Origin of the sequence: Streptococcus panodentis (genome assembly GCF_017884005.1) — a bacterium.
GTDB lineage: Bacteria > Bacillota > Bacilli > Lactobacillales > Streptococcaceae > Streptococcus > Streptococcus panodentis.
The window spans coordinates 1-1,837 of record NZ_QFAY01000053.1; the positions used below are offsets into that span (position 1 = coordinate 1).

Here is a 1,837-nt window from a genome sequence, read left to right on the forward strand (position 1 = left end):
GTTATGCTATTTTTTGTACTCTAAACCTAGATAGTGCAAGGGGTTAAGGCTGTTTTTGAGGTTACAAGTTTGAGTTAGATAAGGAGAAAAAATGCAAAAATATTTACCTATTGGAAGTATTGTTCGTTTACGAAACGGGGACACGAAATTAATGATAGTAAGTCGATTTCCAATTTTTGAAAATGAAGGAGAAGTAGGTTATTTTGAGTATAGTTCTTGTGTATATCCAACAGGAATTGATGGTTCTCAATTTTATTTTTTCAATTCTGAAGATATTGATGAGGTTTATTTTGAAGGTTATGTAGATATTTCTGAGGAAGAAGCTCAGAAAATTTTTGACAAGGAACGTAAAAATATTGCATACCCACAATTTAAAGTAGAAAAGACAAAGGAAGATTGACTTTCTAAGAAGTTAATATAAATAATTGGTGTAACGAATGAAACAAAAATTATCAGATTTAATAGAATTTGGAGCAGATCAGGGAAATGTGAAAAGAACAGTATTTTACGATATCAAACGTAATAAGCTTTTTGTAGGTGATAGTGTACCTTTTCCAATGATTTTTTTACCAGGAGCTGGCTTATCCTATGCGACATATGTACTAACTGAGACCTTGATTATACGTGGTGTGTTTCCTTTATTTCTATCTTTTCTTTTGATGCTTTTGTTGGTTCTTTACCAGTTTAAAAATAGGAGAGAAAGAAAAATAGTGGAAGTAGAACCTTATGAAATTCCTCAAGACTATTTTGCCACTCAAAGATTAAACGGCTTCAAAACCTATGCTCTGATTGTACTCTTTGCCTTTATTTCAATAGTTTTTGCTTGGTTTTATATTATGTTTGGTAGCTTTTTACTTTTGTTTTTGGCAGTCGTGATGTGGTATTGCTTTCTGCTTTTACTGCTGTCTGGTCAATTCAAAAAGTCTAAGTATTTAAAAATATTAGAAGGAGAAAATATTGATAAATAAAGAATCAATTGCTATATATTCTAGAAAGGGAATTGGTCTGATTAGTATATTTAGCTTAATGATTATCATCAGTTTTTTTAATCTCTTTTTAGATGAAAATTTGTTAATGCACTTTCTATACTTCTTAGGATCAGTTGGTTTATTGCTCACAGTGGGTTGGATGGCTTTTGCTTTTATGGGGAAAATACAGCTTGATGGCAAACACTTACTTGTCTTCAGAAATTTCAAATGTTATCGATTTATTTTATCATCAGTAACGCTATATTTTGGTAAAAAGAAGTATGTTCCAGGTGGTAGTTATGAATATCCTTTGTTTATTGTAGGAGAGGTGTTGTCTGAAAACAGCAATAATAAGAGAATTACTTTGAAATTGATAGGCAGCAAAAGAAAGAATCAACAGTTTAATAAATTCTATCAGGAAATGTTGATAGGTAAAATACAAGCACTACCGGATGATAATACTTGGCGTATCAATGAATTTAACCAATTAGAAATAGTTTCTGATATGGACGGTACCGATAAAAGTATTTAAAAAATAGTTATCTTACTTTGAACTACCCCCCTAAAAGTTAGATTTTTCATGTCTAACTTTTAGGGGGGCAGTGTATTTGGGGACTTAATGTTTTTAATAGAGAAGCCTTTGAAAAACTCATATTTTCAGGGGTTCCTCTCTTTTGCTTTAAAAGCGGTTATATTTAGTTTAGGTAAACAGCACAAACAGATTAGCTGAGGTGCAATGATATAGAGGTTATAATGAAAAAAGAAAAATCGAAACAAGATCAGCTGGATGAGTTACATCGTCGCCAGTATGAACTAGAACATAAAATCGAGGATTTGGATGTTGAATATCGTCAGTTTAAGGTGACGCG

At 31.7% G+C, this 1,837-nt stretch carries 3 protein-coding genes; all 3 read left to right on the forward strand.

The genetic code is table 11. The features are described from left to right. Positions 1–91 precede the first annotated feature (91 nt). From DHL47_RS13175 to DHL47_RS13185, 3 genes are read left to right on the forward strand one after another with little or no spacing between them, the layout of a single operon-like run. Entirely contained in the window at positions 92–400 is a 309-nt protein-coding gene (locus DHL47_RS13175; protein WP_209552178.1) for a DUF4176 domain-containing protein, read from the forward strand. A gap of 37 nt (positions 401–437) precedes the next feature. After that, a complete protein-coding gene (locus tag DHL47_RS13180) occupies positions 438–968 on the forward strand; it encodes a hypothetical protein (RefSeq protein WP_245335655.1) in 531 nt (176 codons plus the stop codon). Further along, the gene (locus DHL47_RS13185; protein ID WP_209552179.1) at positions 958–1,500 is read left to right on the forward strand and encodes a hypothetical protein; all 543 of its coding nucleotides are present in this window, start codon (positions 958–960) and stop codon (positions 1,498–1,500) included. Before DHL47_RS13180 ends, DHL47_RS13185 begins: the two co-directional genes overlap by 11 nt. The last annotated feature ends 337 nt before the right edge of the window (positions 1,501–1,837 follow it).

What these genes read in the sequence shown, in the direction of transcription:
- DHL47_RS13175 (WP_209552178.1), top strand. Translation starts at nt 92, where the DNA reads ATGCAAAAATATTTACCTATTGGAAGTATTGTTCGTTTACGAAACGGG.
- DHL47_RS13180 (WP_245335655.1), top strand. Translation starts at nt 438, where the DNA reads ATGAAACAAAAATTATCAGATTTAATAGAATTTGGAGCAGATCAGGGA.